The organism is Corynebacterium limaceinasi, from assembly GCF_046717465.1.
In the GTDB taxonomy this organism is placed as follows: domain Bacteria; phylum Actinomycetota; class Actinomycetes; order Mycobacteriales; family Mycobacteriaceae; genus Corynebacterium.
Map to the genome: position 1 here is coordinate 710,837 of NZ_CP177100.1, position 16,554 is coordinate 727,390.

Here is a 16,554-nt window from a genome sequence, read left to right on the forward strand (position 1 = left end):
AGCCGTGATCCGAATGGTGAATGAGACCTGTTGTTTCCCTCGCACTTACAATCGCTTGATTGAGTGCTTGTAGCGGCAATGCCTGCAGTGCGCATGGGCCCGACCCCCGAAGCCTTTCTTCGTGCGCACGTAGGTAATGTCGGCCACCCACAGCTTGTTTAAGGCCTTGGGCTTTGAACTCACGCCCCACTAAATCCGGGCGCAGATCCGGCACGTTGAGGTGTACGGGTTGTGGTAGGTGATCTGCCTGTGCCTGTGCCAGAAACACCGGCCAGGCGCATCAGCCGGGCGGTTTGTTCACGACCGATGTCGATTCCGTCACGGTCAAGCGCATGCCACATCTTTCGCACGCCGTAGACACCGTCATTATCCCGATGAACAGCACTAATGCGTTCAACCAACGCAGCATCGCGAAGTCGACGAGCACTTAACCCACGGGCCTTGGACTGGCGATACCCACGCGAGGTGATAAACCCACCAGCCCGGTTATTTTTCAACGTCTTACAAATGAACTCGACAGAGAAATAATTCCGGTATTCATCGATGAACCGGATCATAACCGAGGCTTGGGGCCTGGTCATGAGGCGAAAAAGCTGAGGCAGCCTTCAGCAGCTCATTAGTGTCGCGTAGCTGGTGATTTTCACGGCGCAGCCTCGCGTTTTCGGCGGCCAAATCTTCACACACAGGTTCTGGGATGTTTCCCGAACGGCGGGCCTGCTGGGTCCATTGACGAGCCGTGTGCCATGAAACCCCCAACTTTGGAGCTACTGCCTGGCACGCGGGGTGCATCGACATATTTTCCGCCACGATGCGATCTTCCACGAGACGGACCACACGATCCTTTGCATCCTGGTCAAATTTTCTCGGCACGTTCCAGATTTTCCCATCTACTCAAACGGAACAAAACCTGGGACACTCCGAAACGCTAGGATAGGAGAAAATAGATCTAGTTAAGGAGTACAAAGCAATGGCTAAAGAAACTGCACGCGCCCTTGGTCACGAAGTAGACGTGGATCGCGAGAAATTTACCTACCTGGCATCCACTGATGCCGAGGGCAACAAGATTGAATCCGGCAAGGCTGCGGGAGCCGGTGTAGCCGGACCCGCGGCTGGCGGGGCTGCTGCTGCCGGCGCCGCCGCAGCGGCAAGCGCAGATGGGCAAAATGATGCTGCGGCGCAGAGCGATTACGAGCCGAAGAATCACGTCGTTACCGGCGCTGAGGAAGAGCACGTCGCTGCAGCGTCCGAGCAACCGGATCTGCAGGAACAGCTGGATGAGGATAACGCGGACTATGAGCCCTCACAGCACGTGGTGGGCGAGGCCGAAGAGGAACACATCGCTGCCGCCCCCGAGCAGCCGGAAGGGGTTGCAGCTGATGATGAGCGCGATGACTTTGATGACCTGAAGGACAAGGTCACCGAGGCCGGCAACGTCGTTGAAGAAGCCATCAACCGCGCTAAGGACTTCGTGGAAGACAAGGCGCAGGAATACCAGGATGGATCCGGTAAGAAGGGCGGTTTCTTCGACCGCGTGAAAGACGTCGTGCGCGAGGCTCGCGATAACCTCGACGAAAAGCGCAAGTAGCTAACTACGCCCAGGCCGCTGTCTTAACCCGAAGGGGAGAGGCAGCGGCCTTTGTGCTGTCGTGCTAGTCCAGCGCGTGCAGGTAGAACCGGCGGATGAGCAGACGGCGGGGGATATCGACAAGCGGGCGCAAGAAGGGCAGGAAGGGCTCGGAGGTGGCATCGATAAGCAGCAGCGTCCGCCCATCCCGCAGGCGCTCTAAGGTGAAGGTTTCCTCGCCGCGCTCGAGGTGTCCGGGCAAGGTGCCGTAGGTAAAACCGCAGCGCCCATCGTCAGAGAAAGCCTCGACCACGCGGCAGCGGAAATCAAACGGGCCAAGGCCCATGGTGACCTCGGCGCCTTCTTGGACGACCGGGTGGGTGGGGCGCACGCGGAAGAGGCCGCTGCGCTGGATGCCCCAGCGAAAGAGCCGGTGGGCCGCGGCATCGAAATCGGCGTCGATGACCCGGCTCATGTGCAGCTGCGGGAATCCGGCGGTATCGGTATAGGAAAGCGGCTCTGGCATCTTAAGTCTCAGTGCTTATCTGTGGGGACCTCATGGGGGTGAAGAATAGGGCATCGAAAAGTTTTTGGGTACGGATTAATAGTGTGATCACCCCCGAAACCTGAAAGAACGGTAACGGCTTGGAAACAGTCACAGGACTTAGCTGCTTTCACACGAGATTCATGTCAGGATTTAGCTAGCACGATCCTGACAACTGAAAGAAGGTACTTTGATGCTTCGCATTCCGCACCTAAAGAAAGTCCTGGTGGGCTCGGCTTTCGCTGGTGCGTTTTTCCTGGGTTCCCCGGCAGCAGGCGCCCAAGAATTGCCCCAACCGGATATTGACTCGGCAGGGTTAATCAACCACGTGCGCGATGGCCTCGCGGACTTTGGAATTGAGACCCCAGAGGTGGATAAGCAGGTCACCGATACCGTGGATTCCGCGGTGCAGAACGCGCACGATACGGTGGCGAATAACGCCCAGCAGGGGGCTAAGTACGCGGAGCCGGCCACCAACCCGAATCCCTTCGGGCTACTGGAACAGGCCACTCAGGTAGAGCAAAAGCCATTGGGTAATAATCCCAATTACCAGTGGAAAAATGATGGATTTTCCAAGGTAGCTGCGGGCAAGCCCGATGCAGATTTTGTTCTGCACCGCGTGCCGGGGTCCTTGTTCGATGCCCCGCGCACTCCCGAGGAATCCGATGTTGCCATGAATCAGGGTAAGTCCCTGTACGGCCCTGGAACTCCCATCTATATCAATGGTGACACCATGTGCACCCTGAGCGTTGCCGGTAATGACGATGCCGGCCGCAAGGTGGGGCTAACCGCAGGGCACTGCGGCAATGAGGGCGATGCCATTACCTCGGCCGATTCTGATCACATTGGCCCGACGGGCACCATCGTGTCCAAGAATGACAAGCTGGATTATTCGGTGATCGAATTCGGTTCTAATGCTGAGGTCACCCGCAGCTACAACGGAGTAACCGTTAACTCCCTAGGCGGGACCGTAAACCCGGGTGAGACCGTATGCAAGCAGGGCGTTGCCACCGGCAAGACCTGCGGTATGACCTATCAGCAGGCACAAAGCATCCAGGTCAACCAGGTCTGCGCCATGATGGGCGATTCTGGTGCGCCGCTGCTCGCCGGTGACCGCCTCATCGGTTCCATCTCCGGCGGCTTCCTGCCGGTGAACTTCCCGTGCCGCACCCCGCTGCAGGGTGCGGTTCATAACCCCACCGCCGCTACCAACATGGATACCGTGTTGGCGGATATGAACCGCCGTGGTGGCGTTGGTGCTGGGTTTACCTTGCCCGAAGCATAAGCGCGAAGCAGATAGCGCCCCGTTCAGCCTTGAGTGCTGCACGGGGCGCTTTTTTATGCGCAATTTCTATGGGCATATAACGCGCATGCGTCCCGCCAAAGTGGGGGAAAGCGCAGGATAGCCTTGCCTGCAATCGGAGACATAAACTAAGGTGAGACTTACCTATTGTCCAATTAGGGATAGTCAATATCTGCTGTGGCTAACGCATCCGCAGCGAAATTTGAACCGAGGTTTCCCCATGTACAAAACCCATTCCACTCCACCAGAAACTGGGCCCATTCGCGCGGATCAAGCACCCACCGATGCCGTGGTGGAACTGTCCGCTGATTGCCTGCACAACGCGATCGAGACCCAACCGGCGCTGGCCGTGCGGCTGCGCGAGCTGGGCTTTCGGCCTGGCACCCGCGTGCAGATCGGCCGCACCGTCGCAGGCGGTGCGCGCATTGTCAGCGTAGGTACGGCCCGTTATGCCGTGGATGCGCACACTCTGCGCCAACTCGAAGTCGTTCCGGTGGAGGCATAAGCGATGGCACATAATTCCACGGCCCCAGCAAGCTGCCACAGCACCTCCACCATGCGGATAGCGGCGGAAGGCACGCCGGTCCTGGCACTGGTGGGCGCGCCCAACTCCGGAAAGTCCACCCTCTTTAACGCATTGACCGGCGCGAAGGTCCAGACCGGCAACTGGCCGGGCACCTCCGTCGAGGTCAGCCGCGGGCTCTGGAATGCGCAGCCAGAGGCCTTTGACATCATCGACCTGCCCGGCGCCTATTCACTTGAGCCCATGAGCCCGGATGAGGCCTTTACCAAGCAGATGCTCATTGACTGCCCGGCAGACGAGCGCCCTGATGTCGTCGTGGTCCTCGTGGACGCAACGGCCCCGGCCCGCGGGCTCAACTTGGCGCTGCAAATTGCCGCCGAGCCATACCGCGTGGTCATCGGCGTGACCAAGGAGGATATGGCCGAGCAGCAGGGCATTAGCATCGATACTGAAGCGCTCTCCCGCGCCACTGGCATGCCAGTGGTCAGCGTCAATGGACGGCGCCGGCGCAACCTCGACGGGCTGGAAACCACCGTGGCACAGGCCATGCGCGTCGAGCCAACCATCATCCGCCAGGATTCCGGCCTGGATCAGCGCTTTGCGGATCTCGATGCCGCCGAAAAAGCTGCGGTCCACCGCGTGGAGGTAGGCGAGACCCTCACCCAGCGCGTGGACCGCGTGGTGCTGCACCCAGTGGTGGGCCCGCTGCTCTTCCTCGCGGTGATGTGGGCGGTCTTCTTCATCACCACCACGGTGGCAGGGCCCATGCAGGACGGCCTCGAAGACCTTGTCACCGGTCCGGTCTCGGACGCGGCCCGCGCCGGGCTGGAAGCCATTGGCCTGGATCACTGGCTGATTTCGGGCTTGCTTGTTGATGGCCTCATTGGTGGCGTCGGCATGGTGCTGACCTTCGCTCCGCTACTGGCGCTGATGTTTCTGTGCTTGGCGGTGCTGGAGGATTCCGGCTATATGGCGCGCGCTGCGGTGGTCACCGATAGGGTGATGCGCTCGATTGGCCTGCCTGGCAAGGCCTTTATCCCCATCGTGGTGGGCTATGGCTGCAACGTGCCGGCGATTTCGGCCACGCGAGTGCTTGGCGATGTCCGCCACCGCATCCTTACCTGCCTGCTTATCCCCTTCACCTCGTGCTCGGCGCGGCTTATCGTCTTTATGATGCTGGCGCAGGTCTTTTTCCCAGATCACGCCGGATCGGCGGTCTTTGGCATGTACGTTCTGTCCATCGCCCTGGTGGTAGCCGTGGGCTTGGCACTGCGCAAAACGGTCTGGCGCGCCATGCCGTCCGAGGCACTCGTTATTGACCTGCCTTCGTATCAGCTGCCCACGTTTAAGCTATCGCTCTCGGTCATGTGGGTGCGCCTGAAGGGATTCTTACACACCGCAGGTGGCATCATCGTGGCCACGGTGGTGGTTATTTGGCTGCTCATGTCCATACCCGTCACCGGTGGGCATTCCTTTGACGAGGAAGCCGTCCCGCCGGAGGACTCGGCCTATGGCGCGGTTTCGAAGGCGATATCCCCGGCGTTTGCGCCGGCTGGCTTCGATTCGTGGTCGCTCACCGGCCCGCTGGTAACAGGTTTTGTGGCGAAGGAAACGCTGATTTCCACCTGGGCGCAGACTTACGCCGTCGATGACGTCACGGATGCGGATCCTGAGGAACAAGCCGAGTCTTCGCTGGCCGATCACATCCGCAGCGACTTCGATGCCGCCTCCGGTGGGCACGGGCTGGCCGCGGTGTGGGCGTACATGGTCTTCCTCTTGGCCTATACCCCGTGCGTGGCTACGGTGGCCGCGCAGCGGCGCGAAATTGGCTGGAAGTGGACGCTCATCGGCTTTGCGCTCCAGCTCGTCACGGCCTGGGTCTTGGCAGTCGGAGTCTTCCAGGTGCTGAGGTTATTCCTATGAGCCCTACAGACAAGGTAAAAGAAGCGATCCGCGGCGGTCACTCCACCCCCGCAGACATCGCCCGCGCGACCGGACTGGGGCAGGGGACCGTGGAGGTTATCCTCGCCCACTTGGAACACAGCGCGCAGCTCGTGCGCGAATCGCTCTCCTCGTGCCCCACGGGCGGCTGTGGTAATTGCTCGCACAGTGATGGCTGCTCCGGCGCCGAGGGCGGGCGCCGTGAACCGGTCTTATTGAAACTTACGGTCCGGCCTTAATCCTGCAGCATCTGCAGCGCGGCCTTGTGCAGGCGGCCATTGGAGGCAATGGCCGATCCGCCGTGCGGCCCAGGATTGCCGGACAGATCCGTAAACGTACCGCCGGCCTCGGTCACGAGCAGGGACGGGGCGGCGAGATCCCAGAGGGAGACCTCAGGCTCGGTGGCGATATCGACAGCGCCTTCTGCCACGAGGCAGTAGGACCAGAAATCGCCGTAGCCGCGCAGGCGCCATGTCTTATCCGTCAGGTTGAGGAACTTATCGCGTAATCCACGCTCGGACCAGCCGGTGAGCGAGCTCATGGCAAGGGAGGCATGCCCAAGTTTCTCGATCTGGGAGACGTGCAGGCGCTTCGGCTCACCGCCAAAGACGCGGTAGGCACCGGCGCCTTTCGCTGCGTACCAGCGCCGGCGCAGGGCTGGGGCGGAGACCACGGAGACGACCGGTTCGCCGTCTTCGAGCAGGGAAATAAGCGTGGCCCACACGGGCACACCGCGCACGAAGTTCTTCGTGCCATCGATGGGATCGATGACCCACTGGCGGCCCTCGTAGCAGGCCTGGCCGCCAAACTCTTCGCCCAAAACCTCATCGCGCGGGCGGGAGCGCTTCAGCGAATCGCGAATGTGCTTCTCGCAGTTGAGATCCGCATCCGAGACCGGGGTCAGGTCCGGCTTTTCCTTGACGGATAGGTCGGTGGCCTCGAAGCGGTGCATCGTGACTACATCGGCGTGACCGGCCAACTCGAGCGCGAGACCTAAGTCTTCTTTGAATTTACCCACGGAGCCATTCCTCCATTTGTTGAACTACCTGTTTATTTCCGGCCAAGCACCACTCGACGCCACCGGCTTCTACCTTGCGGGCGGCACCACCAGCGGCCTCAATGAGAGCCTTGCCGGGGAACCAATCCCAATCCGCTACCGAATGCTGCATCCATGCGCCCCACGTGCCTTCTGCCACGGAGGCCAAGTCCACTGAACCGGCACCAAGCATACGGACTGTAGCAAAGTTTTCGGTCACCCGCTGCCACGCCGCACGAATTTCTGGATCCGCCAGCGACGTTGGGTGCAGGTAGGACGAGAGCGAGATTTCTTCTGCCGGCTTATCCTGCAGCTTGGCAACGTCCTTACCATCGAGCGAGGTGGGGTAGTCGCGCCCGCCAAACCAGGTATAGCCCATGGCGGGGCGGTGGACGGCGCCGAGGGCGACCCCGGAGGCATCGGTAAGCGCGAGCGCCGAGCACCAATAATCGGAGCCGGAGGTGAAATTGTAGGTCCCATCGACCGGATCGATGACCCAATTGCGTCCGGACTGGGACTCGCGGGCTGTGCCTTCCTCGCCCACGAGGCCGTCCTCGGGGCGCACGGCCTCTAGCACTCCGGCAACGAAGCGCTCTGCGGCGCGGTCTGCATCCGTGACCACATCAGAAATAGAGGTTTTCTGCTCAACCGAGACGCCCATCTCGCGCAAGCGCCAAGCTAAGCGTCCGGCGTTATACACAAGCGCCTGCGCCAAATGGGCATCCCCATCGTCAGCATGCGCGACAATAAACGTTTTGATGACCGCATCGATCATCTCCTGCAAGCTTGGCTTTTGATCCATGCACACCATTGTCACCCTAAATCCAACCAATGGCTAATTCTGTGGGGGAGGTGGGTAAGATTGGGCCCTATGCGTCCCGAAGTAATTACACGGCTCAAGCAATTGGACACCACCCTGACCACCATTGAAAAGGTCATGGATCCGGAAGCCTTGGCTGCGCGTATTCGGGAACTGGAAGCCCAAGCTGGGGATCCCTTGCTGTGGGATGATCCCGAGCACGCACAGAAGGTCACCTCTGAGTTATCAAGCGCGCAAGCAAAGGTCCGCAAACTGGAGTCTTTGCGCGGGCGCTTAGATGATATGCCGGTGATGTACGAGCTCGCGGAGGAAGAAGGCACCGTCTCCGTTGCCGATGAAGACCTTGCGGAGCTGGAAAGTGCCATCGAATCCCTCGAGGTAACCACCATGCTGTCCGGGGAATATGACCCGCGCGAGGCCGTGATCAATATCCGCTCCGGCGCCGGCGGGGTAGACGCGGCCGATTGGGCGGAGATGCTCATGCGCATGTACACCCGCTGGGCGGGAAAGCACGACCACAAAGTGGATATTTACGATATTTCCTATGCCGAAGAAGCGGGCATTAAATCCGCCACCTTCGTGGTGCACGGGGAATACATGTACGGCCAGCTCTCCGTGGAACAGGGCGCGCACCGCCTCGTGCGCCTTTCGCCCTTCGATAACCAAGGCCGGCGCCAAACCTCCTTTGCAGAGGTCGAGGTCCTTCCCGTGGTGGAGCAAACGGACCACATCGACGTGCCGGATAACGAGGTGCGCGTGGACGTGTACCGTTCCTCTGGTCCCGGCGGGCAATCGGTCAATACCACCGATTCCGCGGTCCGCCTGACGCATATCCCCACCGGCATCGTGGTCACTTGCCAGAACGAGAAATCACAGATTCAAAATAAGGCCTCTGCCATGCGGGTATTGCAGGCCAAGCTCTTGGAGCGCAAGCGCCAGGAAGAGCAGGCGGAGCTCGATGCGCTCGGCGCCGGCGGCAATGCCTCCTGGGGCAACCAGATGCGCTCTTATGTTTTGCACCCGTACCAAATGGTCAAAGACCTGCGCACCAATTTTGAAATGGGCGATCCCTCCAAGGTGCTTGATGGGGACATCGACGGCTTCTTGGAAGCCGGCATCCGCTGGCGCATGCAACAAGAGCGCGGCGAGGATTAACCTCGACCGCGCTCTGCAGGCTTAAGCCGGATAGTGCATCGGGGCTCCCGGTCCGAGTGGGATACCCAGTAGGTACCACACGATAAAGAAGATAAACCAGCCGACGATCATGGCGATGGAATACGGCAGCGCCAGCGACATCAGCGTGCCAACGCCCGCCGGCTTGTAATAGCGCTGCAGGAAGGTCAGCGCCAGGGCGAAGTACGGCGACATCGGGGTGATGATATTTGTCGGTGAGTCACCGATACGGAAGAGCATCTGGGAGACCTCAGGCGAGATGCCCACGTACATCATCATCGGCACGATCACCGGTGCCATCAGTGCCCACTGTGCGGAACCTGAGGTAATGAACAGGTTGAGGACTGCCACCATGGCCACGAGCGCGGCGAACATCAAGATGGGCGGCAGCGACCATGCCTGCAGCAGCTCAGAGCCCTTAATGGCGGTCCACACACCGAGGTTGGACCACTGGAACCACGCCAAGAACTGGGCGACGGCGAAAAAGAGCACCAGCATGGGGACCAAGGTCTTAATGCCTTTAGCCATGAAATCTGGCACGTCGGAGGCGGACTTCAGCGTGCCGGCGTAGATGCCGTAGACGATGCCGCAGACCAAGAATGCCAGGGCAATGGGAACCGCAATCGCGCTAATCAGCGGCGATTCCATGAAGCTATCTTCTTGGCTAGCCAGCGGGGAGCCTGGGATAAAGAGCAGGGCGAAGAAACCCGCGAGGAAGATAAGTAGCGCGATACCAGAGGCAACCAAGCCTTTTTGCTCCTCCGGTTTTACCCGCAGCTCGTCTTCTTCTTCCTCGAAATCAACGTCGCTATCTTCGCCGTCCTCGTCCGTCTCGTCATCAGCGGCGCCGGCAGCCTGGGAGAAGGATACTTCCTCGTAATTAATCTTGTCGTGGTTGACCAGCTCGCGGGCCTTTTTCACCATGAACCATTCCGTGACGGCGGTGATGATAAGCGATAGCACGATAGCGGATGGTATGACGAAGAAGATATTGGCCAGCGGGCTGACCTCATAAGCCTCATCCACGAATTGTGCGGCGGGAGTGGAAATACCGGCCAGCAGGAGGTCAGTAATGTTGAGGATCAGCGAGGCGTTGAAACCCGCCGAGGACGCCGCAAAGGCCACCATGGCACCCACGATGGGGGAGCGGCCCACCGAGTGGAAGGCCATCGCGCCCAGCGGGATGAGGATGACATAAATCGCATCCGAAGCCACGGAACCGGTCACGCCGGCCAGCGCGACGAGGAAGGTAAGGAACTTCGGGCTGACCTTGGTCACCATGGCGCGCACAAGCGCGGACAAGAGCCCAGACTGCTCGGCCACGGCCACACCCAGCATGACGGCAAGGATGACGCCCAACGGCGGGAAGCTCGTAAAGTTTTCCACCGCGTCTGTGACCATACGCGAGATATTCTCGGTGGTCAGGAGTGATTCAACCTCGATGGTATCGCCGGTTTTAGGATCCTCGGCGCTCATGCCAATTAAGTGGCCAATCCAAGAGGTAATGGCGACGATTATCGCGAGGATGACGAAGAGCCAGAAAGGATCGGGGAGTTTATTGCCAATCTTTTCTACGGTGCCTAAAAAGCCGCTTGCTTTCTCCGGTTTTTCTTTGGTTTTAGTCTCGGCCATAGTATCGGCACTTTCTGTCGATCGAGTCGGGCACCATTTCGTACCAGATATTGTGTTCCAGACTACAATACTAGATAGCGTTCACAGGTTGCTGTCAACTTTGATTGCTACAGTAGCGGAGTGATTACTTTCGAAAACGTGACTAAGGTGTATTCCGCCCAGTTCCGGCCCGCGCTCGATGGGGTGTCTTTTGACATTGCGGATGGTGAGTTTGCCTTCCTCATCGGACCTTCGGGGTCCGGAAAGTCCACCTTTCTAGAGCTCATGGTGCGCTATAGCAATGTGACCTCGGGCGATATTTACTTCGGTGACTTCCACGTCAATGAGTTGAAGGGCAAGGATATTAACGCCCTGCGCCAATCCATTGGCTACGTATTCCAGGATTTTCGGCTGCTACCCAAGCTCAACGTGTACCAGAATGTGGCGTTTGCCCTGGAGGTCATCGGCAAGAGCAAGCACCGCATCTCCACCGCGGTGCCGCAGGTACTGGAGATGGTGGGTCTGGAAAACCGCCACCATGCGATGCCGCACGAGCTTTCCGGCGGTGAGCAGCAGCGCGTGGCCATCGCGCGCGCCCTGGTCAATCGCCCGAAGCTGTTGCTTGCCGATGAACCCACGGGCAACCTCGATCCCGCCACCGCCGACGGGATCATGGACTTGCTGCTGCGCATCAACAAGCGTGGCACCACCGTAGTGATGTCCACGCACAATTCCCGCGCCGTGGATAAGGCGCACAAACGCGTGCTGGAATTGCGCGATGGCACGCTCGTTCGCGATGAGCACAACGCAGCCTATTCGGCGCAGGAGGAGCAGGCATGAAGCTAGGATTCATCTTCCGCGAGGCCACTAAGGGTTTGGGCCGCAACCTGACGATGACCATCGCGATGATCATTACCACGGCCATTTCTGTCGGCGCTGTGGTTGCCGGCATCATGGTCACCCACCTCACCAAGGATACGAAGGATATCTACTTGGACCGTGTGGAGGTCATGGTGCAGCTCAACGAGGACATTTCCGCCACGGATCCAAACTGCACCACGCCCGCCTGCGCGGACTTAAAAGAACAGCTGGAATCCGATAGTTCCGTAGAGTCCGTGGAATTTCGCAACCGGGAGGCCTCCTACGAGCGCTTCCGCGAGCTCTTCCAGGACACGGATCCGGTGATGGTGGAACAAACCTCGCCGGACGCGCTGCCGGCAGCGTTGCACGTGCGCCTCGTTGACCCGGAAGAGGCCTCCGCCATCGATGCTGTGCGGGATAACCCGGCGGTAGAAGAGGTCGTGGACCAGCAAGAAGAGGTGCGCGAGGCTGCAAGCAACCTCGATTCCATCCGCACCGCCACCTTCATCGTGGCCATCGTGATGTCCATTGCGGCCATCTTCCTGGTGGCCAATATGGTGCAAATCGCCGCTTTCCACCGCACCCGCGAGACCGAAATCATGCGCATGGTGGGCGCTTCGCGCTGGATGACGCAGGCGCCGTTCGTGGTAGAAGCCGTGCTCGCTTCCCTCATCGGCTTGGTCTTGGGCGGTGCCGGGCTGCTCGTCGCGAAATCTCAAGTGATCGATCCTTCCCTGCAGGGCCTGTATGAATCGCAATTGCTGGCGCCGATGAAGTCCAGCGATCTGTGGGTAGCGCTGCCGCTGGTAGGCCTGCTCGCCTTGGCGGTTACCGCTGCCACCGCGCAGATTACCCTACGTTCTTATGTCCGCCGCTAAGCCGTTTGCCGGGTGCGGTAAACGAGCAGTACACTGAGGCAATTATGGCTAAAAAGGGCAAGAAGAATAAGAAGGCGGCTTCCGGGGACGCCACGCTTGCGACCAACCGCCGGGCCCGGCACGACTATAAGATCCTCGAAGAATTCGAGTGCGGCATCGTCTTGCTCGGCACGGAGATCAAATCCCTCCGGGAGGGCAAGATCTCGCTCAATGATGCCTTCGCCACCATTGATAATGGCGAGGTGTACTTGCGCAACCTGCACATTCCGGAGTATTCGATGGGGTCGTGGACCAACCACAGTCCGCGGCGCACCCGCAAGCTTTTGCTGCACCGCCGGGAGATCGACAAGCTCTACGGGCAGGTGCGCAATGGCAATAAAACCCTGGTGCCGCTCAAGGTGTACCTAAAAAACGGGTACGCGAAGTTGTCGCTGGCGCTCGCGCAAGGTAAGCAGGATTATGACAAGCGCGAGGACATCAAGCGGCGCGACCAGAACCGCGAAATCACCCGCGAGCTCGGCCGCCGCGTGAAGGGGATTAATGCTTAAGACGGTAAAGGTTCACGATGCAGTCAAGGGCGAAGACTCCATTTCCGGAACCGGCGTCCTAGTAGATCGTCTGTGGCCGCGGGGCATCGCCAAGGCGGACCTGGACTATGACGAATGGTTCAAGGACGTGGCGCCTAGCCCCGAGCTGCGCAAGTGGTGGAGCCATGACGAGGATTCTTTCCAGGAGTTTTCGCGCCGCTACCGCGCCGAGCTCGATGACCGCGAGTCGGAAGAGCTCACCCAGCTGCTCTCCTTGGCAAAGGAGGGGGACCTCACGCTGCTCTTTGGCGCTGCCGACCGCGAGATTAACCACGCGGTGGTCTTAAAAGACTGGCTGGAAGAGCACTTGGAGAAATAAAAGCGTCTGCGGTAGTGTTAGAACAACCGTAGGGAATGATGCACTATCCCGTCCCTACAAGTGCTATGGGGTTGATTTGGTTTCGACTTCGTACACTGCGCCAGGGGAAGCGTGCCGGTGAAGGCTATCGACCACCGTTTAAGCGTCGTAGCAAACAAATAAACGCAGAGAAGAACTCTCAGCGTGACTACGCCCTCGCTGCCTAATTGCAGCGACGCGTGTCTGTCAGCCTAGGTTTCGTTCCTGACCTAGAACCTGGCATCGACTAAGGAACTTGCCGTCTGGCTGTGTCATCAGGGCCAGATGGGACTCTTACTGGTGACTGGGCCCATCATCCGGTACGAGTTCGCCCGAACCGGAGGGCCGAGCAGAGATCATGTGCGAACTGCGCACGGAGAAGCCCTGGCAAGGTGACGAAGGACCCGGGTTCAAGTCCCGGCAGCTCCACCGAGAGCCCCAGCTAGATTCAGTTCTAGCTGGGGCTTTTCTCATAAGGTTGCCCGCGCGCGGCTAGGGTGGTGGCCATGCAGCGAGTATTCGATTCCCACCTCCATATCATCGATTTTTCTCACCCCATCCAGGAGAATCAGGGTTATACGCCGCCGGAATTTTTGGTTCCGGAATATGACGTATGGCGCGAGAAGCTGCGCGGTGAGGGCTTTGATATCACCGCCGGCGCGGTCGTCTCCGGTTCCTTTCAGGGCTTTGACCAGGGGTATCTGGCGGATGCGTTAGGGGAGTTGGATAACTTCGTAGGCGTGACGCAGCTGCCTGCCGATGTCCCCGATGCCGAAATCCGCCGCCTCGATGGCCTGGGCGTGCGGGCGGTGCGCTTTAACTTCCGGCGCGGTGGCAGCGCAGCGCGGGAGGACCTCGAGGAGCTCGCCTGGCGGATCTATGACCTAGCCGGCTGGCACGTGGAGCTTTATGTCGACGCGGCTGCGCTGGGCGAAATGGCGCCGGTGCTGAAGAAGCTGCCGGCCGTGAGCATCGACCACCTGGGCCTGAGCGCGCAGGGAGTAGATGGCCTCTTGGAGCTTGTCGATGCCGGCGTAAAGGTCAAGGCCACCGGATTCGGGCGAGTGGACCTCGACCCAGGGGAGGTGGTGCGCCGCATTGTCGACGTCGATCCAACGGCGCTCATGGCGGGTACCGATTTGCCCTCGTAGCGGGCGAGCCGGGTGTTTTCAGTTGATGATTTCCGGCTCATTGAGAAGGCCGCGGGGTACATGCCGATCATGTTTTCTACGCAAATGCAGCGCGTTTCTATGGCCTGGACGATGTGCTTTAGGAAAGGTTACCCTCACCCTTGATTGGTTAGGGTGACTTAAGCTAAGTTAATGGGGCATTTGTTTCTCGTCTATAAGGAAAGCACAATGAAGAAAATTCATCGCGCTCTTTTGTCTGTCGTGGCTGTCGCCTCCCTGGCGCTTACCGCATGTAGCACTGCGGAAGAAGAGGACCAGGGTTCGAACAAGGGGACATCGGAAAGCGCACTGCAGATCGAAGATAATAACGGCACCCATGAGCTGGACGTACCGTTCGAGCGCGTCGCGGTAACGGATAACCGCGCCTTCGAAATCCTCGCGGATTGGGACGTCAACATCGTGGCAGCCCCGCTGGGCATCGTCCCGGATACCCTCTCGGACAAGATCAACGAAGACTCGATCGAGGCCAACCTGGGCATGCACCGCGAACCCGACCTGGAGGCGCTGGTTGCCGCAGAGCCGGACATCGTCATCAACGGTCAGCGCTTCACCCAGCACCAGGCCGATATCGAGGCTTTGATGGAAGATACCCCGGTCCTGGACTTCTCCCCGCGCGATGATAAGGACATGGCGGAAGAACTCATTCGCCAGACCGAAGCACTGGGCAAGATCTTCGACCACGAAGATGAAGCAAAGAAGCTTGTCGATGACTTCAACAAGGCGCTGGACCGCGCCAAGGATGCCTACGATCCTGAGAAGACCGTAATGGCCGTCAACACCTCCGGTGGCGATATCAACTACATCGCCCCAGGTAAGGGCCGCTTCTTCGGACCATTCTTTGACCTGCTGGGCATGAAGCCTTCCCTCGAGGTGGAAAACGCCAGCGATGACCACGAGGGCGATGACATCTCCGTCGAGGCAATTGCTGATTCCAACCCTGACTACATCCTCATCATGGACCGCGACGGTGCCATTGCCAAGGATGAAGCAGGCTACACCCCAGGTAAGAAGCTGGTAGAGGATTCCGCGGCACTCAAGAACGTGACTGCCGTGAAGGAAGGCAAGATCGTTGCCGCTCCGCAGGATACCTACACCAATGAAAACATCATTACCTTCACGGAGACGCTCAACGCGATGGCAGACGCGTTTGAAAAGAACTAGCCACCACTAAAAACCGGAAACCGGAGGGATTTTGTGCCCTCCGGTTTTCAGGTGCGTAAAGGATAGTTATGGAAACCACCACCCGCACAAAGGTCTGGGATTGGAAGCTCGGCCTCGGCGTGCTCATCGTCGCCGCGTTGCTCGTTGCCTCCTTGCTGACCGGGCAGTACGACGTTTTTGGCGCCGACGATGGCGCCGCCATGTTCGGCATTACCCGCTTACCGCGCACCATTGCCTTGGTGCTGGCCGGCGCGGCCATGGCTGTAAGCGGCCTGGTCATGCAGCTGCTTACCCAGAACCGCTTCGTCGAACCGTCTACCACCGGCACCACGGAGTGGGCCGGTTTGGGCTTGCTCATCGTCATGGCCGTCGCGCCCACGTCCTCGATTCTGGTCAAGATGATTGGTGCGGTGGTCTTTTCCTTCCTGGGAACCGTCGTATTCTTCCTCTTCCTGCGCCGGGTGACCCTGCGCTCCTCACTCATCGTGCCGATCATCGGCATCATGCTGGGCGCCGTGGTCTCTGCAATTTCGACGTTTTTCGCCCTGATGACGGACATGCTCCAGCAATTGGGCATCTGGTTCATGGGCTCATTTACAGCGGTGTACAAGGGTCAATACGAGGTTTTGTGGATCGTCCTCTTGGTGCTGGTGGCGGTGTATATCTACGCCGACCGCCTCACCGTGGTTGGCTTGGGCGAGGACGTGGCCACCAACGTCGGGCTGAACTATAACCGCATGTTATTGATGGGAACCGGCCTCATCGCCATTGCTACGGGCGTGGTGACCGTCGTCGTGGGTTCGCTGCCCTTCCTGGGCCTTATCGTGCCCAATATCGTCTCCATGGTGCGGGGCGATGACCTGCGTTCCAACGTTCCCTGGGTCTGCCTGCTGGGCATCGGCATCGTCACGGTGTGTGACCTGGTGGGGCGCGTGATTATCGCCCCATTCGAGATGCCAGTTTCGGTCATTCTTGGCGTCATCGGCGCCATCGTCTTCATCATCATCAAGTAAAAAACACGCAAC

The 16,554-nt window shown here is 59.4% G+C and carries 18 protein-coding genes, 1 other RNA gene and 2 pseudogenes; 15 read left to right on the plus strand and 6 right to left on the minus strand.

Annotated elements, in window-relative coordinates; translation table 11 throughout:
* Positions 1-179 precede the first annotated feature (179 nt).
* The gene (locus ACLI1Q_RS03495) at positions 180-350 is read right to left on the minus strand and encodes a hypothetical protein (RefSeq protein WP_411697143.1); all 171 of its coding nucleotides are present in this window, start codon (positions 348-350) and stop codon (positions 180-182) included.
* Here ACLI1Q_RS03495 and ACLI1Q_RS03500 point away from each other — a divergent pair.
* On the plus strand, positions 294-431 hold the full coding sequence (locus ACLI1Q_RS03500; RefSeq protein WP_411697153.1) for a hypothetical protein: 138 nt from the start codon (positions 294-296) through the stop codon (positions 429-431). The genes ACLI1Q_RS03495 and ACLI1Q_RS03500 overlap by 57 nt on opposite strands.
* A 106-nt stretch (positions 432-537) precedes the next feature.
* Here the strand turns inward: ACLI1Q_RS03500 and ACLI1Q_RS03505 are convergent.
* A pseudogene (locus ACLI1Q_RS03505) lies at positions 538-895 on the minus strand (transposase).
* Between the two features lie 72 nt (positions 896-967).
* On the opposite strand from ACLI1Q_RS03505, the gene ACLI1Q_RS03510 reads away from it, so the two are divergent.
* Positions 968-1,585: a kinesin gene (locus ACLI1Q_RS03510; RefSeq protein WP_411697076.1), complete on the plus strand. Its 618-nt coding sequence runs from the start codon at positions 968-970 to the stop codon at positions 1,583-1,585.
* A gap of 64 nt (positions 1,586-1,649) precedes the next feature.
* Here the strand turns inward: ACLI1Q_RS03510 and ACLI1Q_RS03515 are convergent, their stop codons facing one another.
* Positions 1,650-2,090, minus strand: a complete 441-nt coding sequence (locus ACLI1Q_RS03515; RefSeq protein WP_239270090.1) for a DUF1990 family protein — start codon at positions 2,088-2,090, stop codon at positions 1,650-1,652.
* A gap of 211 nt (positions 2,091-2,301) precedes the next feature.
* Between ACLI1Q_RS03515 and ACLI1Q_RS03520 the strand changes: the two genes are divergently transcribed.
* The 4 genes from ACLI1Q_RS03520 to ACLI1Q_RS03535 all read left to right on the plus strand — a co-directional run bounded on the left by ACLI1Q_RS03520 (position 2,302) and on the right by ACLI1Q_RS03535 (position 6,114).
* Positions 2,302-3,393, plus strand: coding sequence for a S1 family peptidase (locus tag ACLI1Q_RS03520; RefSeq protein ID WP_239270089.1), 1,092 nt, complete (start codon positions 2,302-2,304; stop codon positions 3,391-3,393).
* Between the two features lie 238 nt (positions 3,394-3,631).
* Positions 3,632-3,916 (plus strand): ferrous iron transport protein A, encoded by a 285-nt coding sequence (locus ACLI1Q_RS03525; RefSeq protein WP_239270088.1) that lies wholly within the window; start codon positions 3,632-3,634, stop codon positions 3,914-3,916.
* 3 nt (positions 3,917-3,919) lie between these two features.
* Entirely contained in the window at positions 3,920-5,857 is a 1,938-nt protein-coding gene (feoB, locus tag ACLI1Q_RS03530; protein ID WP_239270087.1) for a ferrous iron transport protein B, read from the plus strand.
* Positions 5,854-6,114: a MarR family transcriptional regulator gene (locus ACLI1Q_RS03535; RefSeq protein ID WP_239270086.1), complete on the plus strand. Its 261-nt coding sequence runs from the start codon at positions 5,854-5,856 to the stop codon at positions 6,112-6,114. Before feoB ends, ACLI1Q_RS03535 begins: the two co-directional genes overlap by 4 nt.
* Here ACLI1Q_RS03535 and hisN read toward each other — a convergent pair.
* Positions 6,111-6,893, minus strand: a complete 783-nt coding sequence (gene hisN / locus ACLI1Q_RS03540) for a histidinol-phosphatase (protein WP_023016942.1) — start codon at positions 6,891-6,893, stop codon at positions 6,111-6,113. The genes ACLI1Q_RS03535 and hisN overlap by 4 nt on opposite strands.
* A complete protein-coding gene (locus ACLI1Q_RS03545; RefSeq protein ID WP_239270085.1) occupies positions 6,886-7,722 on the minus strand; it encodes an inositol monophosphatase family protein in 837 nt (278 codons plus the stop codon). Before ACLI1Q_RS03545 ends, hisN begins: the two co-directional genes overlap by 8 nt.
* Before the next feature lie 60 nt (positions 7,723-7,782).
* On the opposite strand from ACLI1Q_RS03545, the gene prfB reads away from it, so the two are divergent.
* The gene (gene prfB, locus ACLI1Q_RS03550) at positions 7,783-8,886 is read left to right on the plus strand and encodes a peptide chain release factor 2 (RefSeq protein ID WP_239270084.1); all 1,104 of its coding nucleotides are present in this window, start codon (positions 7,783-7,785) and stop codon (positions 8,884-8,886) included.
* Positions 8,887-8,907: 21 nt separating this feature from the next.
* On the opposite strand, the gene ACLI1Q_RS03555 is transcribed toward prfB, so the two are convergent.
* Complete coding sequence (locus ACLI1Q_RS03555; RefSeq protein ID WP_284849788.1) at positions 8,908-10,536, minus strand: AbgT family transporter; 1,629 nt, start codon at positions 10,534-10,536, stop codon at positions 8,908-8,910.
* Between the two features lie 120 nt (positions 10,537-10,656).
* Here ACLI1Q_RS03555 and ftsE point away from each other — a divergent pair, with 120 nt between their 5' ends.
* From ftsE to ACLI1Q_RS03595, 8 genes and pseudogenes are all read left to right on the plus strand, one after another.
* Positions 10,657-11,355 carry a cell division ATP-binding protein FtsE gene (gene ftsE, locus ACLI1Q_RS03560; protein ID WP_239270082.1) on the plus strand — a complete coding sequence of 233 codons (699 nt, stop codon included), beginning with the start codon at positions 10,657-10,659 and terminating at the stop codon, positions 11,353-11,355.
* Positions 11,352-12,254, plus strand: coding sequence for a permease-like cell division protein FtsX (gene ftsX / locus ACLI1Q_RS03565; protein ID WP_239270081.1), 903 nt, complete (start codon positions 11,352-11,354; stop codon positions 12,252-12,254). Before ftsE ends, ftsX begins: the two co-directional genes overlap by 4 nt.
* Before the next feature lie 44 nt (positions 12,255-12,298).
* Positions 12,299-12,802 (plus strand): SsrA-binding protein SmpB, encoded by a 504-nt coding sequence (gene smpB / locus ACLI1Q_RS03570; protein ID WP_023016945.1) that lies wholly within the window; start codon positions 12,299-12,301, stop codon positions 12,800-12,802.
* Complete coding sequence (locus ACLI1Q_RS03575; RefSeq protein WP_239270080.1) at positions 12,795-13,160, plus strand: DUF488 domain-containing protein; 366 nt, start codon at positions 12,795-12,797, stop codon at positions 13,158-13,160. The genes smpB and ACLI1Q_RS03575 overlap by 8 nt, the downstream gene beginning before the upstream one ends.
* 67 nt (positions 13,161-13,227) lie before the next feature.
* Positions 13,228-13,610, plus strand: a transfer-messenger RNA (tmRNA) gene (ssrA, locus tag ACLI1Q_RS03580).
* A gap of 74 nt (positions 13,611-13,684) precedes the next feature.
* Positions 13,685-14,451: pseudogene (locus ACLI1Q_RS03585) on the plus strand (amidohydrolase family protein).
* 85 nt (positions 14,452-14,536) lie between these two features.
* Positions 14,537-15,529 carry a siderophore ABC transporter substrate-binding protein gene (locus tag ACLI1Q_RS03590; RefSeq protein WP_370657801.1) on the plus strand — a complete coding sequence of 331 codons (993 nt, stop codon included), beginning with the start codon at positions 14,537-14,539 and terminating at the stop codon, positions 15,527-15,529.
* Positions 15,530-15,597: 68 nt separating this feature from the next.
* Positions 15,598-16,542: an ABC transporter permease gene (locus tag ACLI1Q_RS03595; RefSeq protein ID WP_411697077.1), complete on the plus strand. Its 945-nt coding sequence runs from the start codon at positions 15,598-15,600 to the stop codon at positions 16,540-16,542.
* Positions 16,543-16,554 lie beyond the last annotated feature (12 nt).

Bases quoted from the DNA above. Each gene is read 5' to 3' on its own strand.
- ACLI1Q_RS03510 (WP_411697076.1), top strand. From the start codon at position 968: ATGGCTAAAGAAACTGCACGCGCCCTTGGTCACGAAGTAGACGTGGAT.
- ACLI1Q_RS03515 (WP_239270090.1), bottom strand. From the start codon at position 2,090: ATGCCAGAGCCGCTTTCCTATACCGATACCGCCGGATTCCCGCAGCTG.
- ACLI1Q_RS03520 (WP_239270089.1), top strand. From the start codon at position 2,302: ATGCTTCGCATTCCGCACCTAAAGAAAGTCCTGGTGGGCTCGGCTTTC.
- ACLI1Q_RS03525 (WP_239270088.1), top strand. From the start codon at position 3,632: ATGTACAAAACCCATTCCACTCCACCAGAAACTGGGCCCATTCGCGCG.
- feoB (WP_239270087.1), top strand. From the start codon at position 3,920: ATGGCACATAATTCCACGGCCCCAGCAAGCTGCCACAGCACCTCCACC.
- ACLI1Q_RS03535 (WP_239270086.1), top strand. From the start codon at position 5,854: ATGAGCCCTACAGACAAGGTAAAAGAAGCGATCCGCGGCGGTCACTCC.
- ACLI1Q_RS03545 (WP_239270085.1), bottom strand. From the start codon at position 7,722: ATGGTGTGCATGGATCAAAAGCCAAGCTTGCAGGAGATGATCGATGCG.
- prfB (WP_239270084.1), top strand. From the start codon at position 7,783: ATGCGTCCCGAAGTAATTACACGGCTCAAGCAATTGGACACCACCCTG.
- ACLI1Q_RS03555 (WP_284849788.1), bottom strand. From the start codon at position 10,536: ATGGCCGAGACTAAAACCAAAGAAAAACCGGAGAAAGCAAGCGGCTTT.
- ftsX (WP_239270081.1), top strand. From the start codon at position 11,352: ATGAAGCTAGGATTCATCTTCCGCGAGGCCACTAAGGGTTTGGGCCGC.
- smpB (WP_023016945.1), top strand. From the start codon at position 12,299: ATGGCTAAAAAGGGCAAGAAGAATAAGAAGGCGGCTTCCGGGGACGCC.
- ACLI1Q_RS03575 (WP_239270080.1), top strand. From the start codon at position 12,795: ATGCTTAAGACGGTAAAGGTTCACGATGCAGTCAAGGGCGAAGACTCC.
- ACLI1Q_RS03590 (WP_370657801.1), top strand. From the start codon at position 14,537: ATGAAGAAAATTCATCGCGCTCTTTTGTCTGTCGTGGCTGTCGCCTCC.
- ACLI1Q_RS03595 (WP_411697077.1), top strand. From the start codon at position 15,598: ATGGAAACCACCACCCGCACAAAGGTCTGGGATTGGAAGCTCGGCCTC.